Source organism: Clostridium tarantellae (assembly GCF_009295725.1).
GTDB classification, from domain to species: Bacteria; Bacillota; Clostridia; order Clostridiales; family Clostridiaceae; genus Sarcina; species Sarcina tarantellae.
Genome location: NZ_WHJC01000487.1, coordinates 1 through 1,501, shown reverse-complemented (window position 1 = coordinate 1,501; position 1,501 = coordinate 1). Strand labels below are relative to the sequence as shown.

The window sequence follows — 1,501 nt, the reverse complement described above, 5'->3', positions numbered from 1 at the left end:
ACAATGTGCAAAAAAACAAATTTTTTGTATTTAATTTTGTAATAAAAAAAATTAAATCTTTTGAATCTATTTTAAAATAAATAGTATCATTTTTTAGATTTTTTAAATTTTCTAATAAAATAATTTTATATTTGTCTTCTAAATAATTTAATAAGTTCAATAATTGTTCACCATTTAAATCTTTCAAATAAAAATCTACTAATGCTGAATTATTATTAATATTAAAAACTTCTTCTAAAAATTCTAAAAAATATTTTTCTTTAATATCAAAGCTTTTTTCATTACCTACATACTCTAATAATCCATTAGAATATGTATCTAGTGCATTTAATATATTATTACATTTTATTTTAACTTTACTTTTAAACTCTTCGTTTTTTATTGGCTTCAATAAACATATCATGACTATATCACCTCTACTATAATCTATTTATAAATAGATTATAGTAAAATTCTTTAAATTTCAAATTAATTTATTTTAAAATTTGCTTTAATTATTATATCTGCATCTCTTTCATTTAATGCACTATCATATATAATATCTACATCTTTTTTAAGGTTCATAGCTTCTATTAAATAAGTTGTTGCAATGGCTATATGATTTTTATATTCTTTACGTAATCTTTCAAGTTCTAATTTATTTTCTTCATCAATATTTCCCTGAACAAATTCTTTATACGTATCTATTACTTCATCACTTGATTTGCTTGGAAAATATTCATGAGGAGCAGTACTATCAAAAATAGCAAATCCTAATTCTCTACTTATAACCATATCTATGCTCTTAGGATCAAAACCACAATGATAAAATTCAACATCATAGCCTTTTTCTATAGCTGCATTTTTTAATTTTTTAAGCAAAGTTGATTTTCCTGTACCTGGTCTACCTTTAATAAAATATCGTTTTACTTTTTCGGTAATATTAGGTATAAAATCTTTAGCTCCAAATGCAGTTGCTGCACCTAAATATTTATCATATATTAATCCTTGTCCATTTTTAGATTTTTCATTTGGAATTAACATTTTTATTATTTTTTCAGTTATTTCATTTGCTTTTTTAAAATCTAAATTTTTTATATAAATTTTTTCCCAATCATCATGTATTTTTAATGCTTTTTCAAATTCTTTATGAGATTTTTTTAACTCTTCAAAGAATTTTTTTCTTTTTTCAATTATTATATTTTCATAAGAAGAAACTCTACTTAAATCTAATGCTTCATTTAGATTAATATCAATAGTTTCTACTCCTATACTTCCTAAAGAAACTTTATGAAAAGGTGTACCATTTACAATTGCAAAATTTAATTTTCTTATAATTACTCCTTCAATTTCATTTGTATCAATTGCACTATTAACAACTTCCAAATCATATTTAGAAGAATATTTATTTATTATTTCTTTTAAAATATTTGTTTTATAATTATTGCTTCCTCCATTTAATGAATATATTTTATTTAATTTTTGAAATATAGAATCATAAAAATCTTTAAATCCTCTTGAT

At 20.7% G+C, this 1,501-nt stretch carries 2 protein-coding genes; both read right to left on the bottom strand.

Features of this window, described 5'->3' with window-relative positions; all coding sequences use genetic code 11:
- Positions 1 to 403, bottom strand: a 403-nt coding sequence (locus GBZ86_RS15835; RefSeq protein ID WP_152892254.1) for a hypothetical protein, incomplete at its 3' end; no start/stop codon positions are given.
- A 65-nt stretch (positions 404 to 468) separates the two neighbouring features.
- The coding region (locus tag GBZ86_RS17465) for a hypothetical protein (protein WP_170272300.1) at positions 469 to 1,501 on the bottom strand (1,033 nt) is incomplete at its 5' end.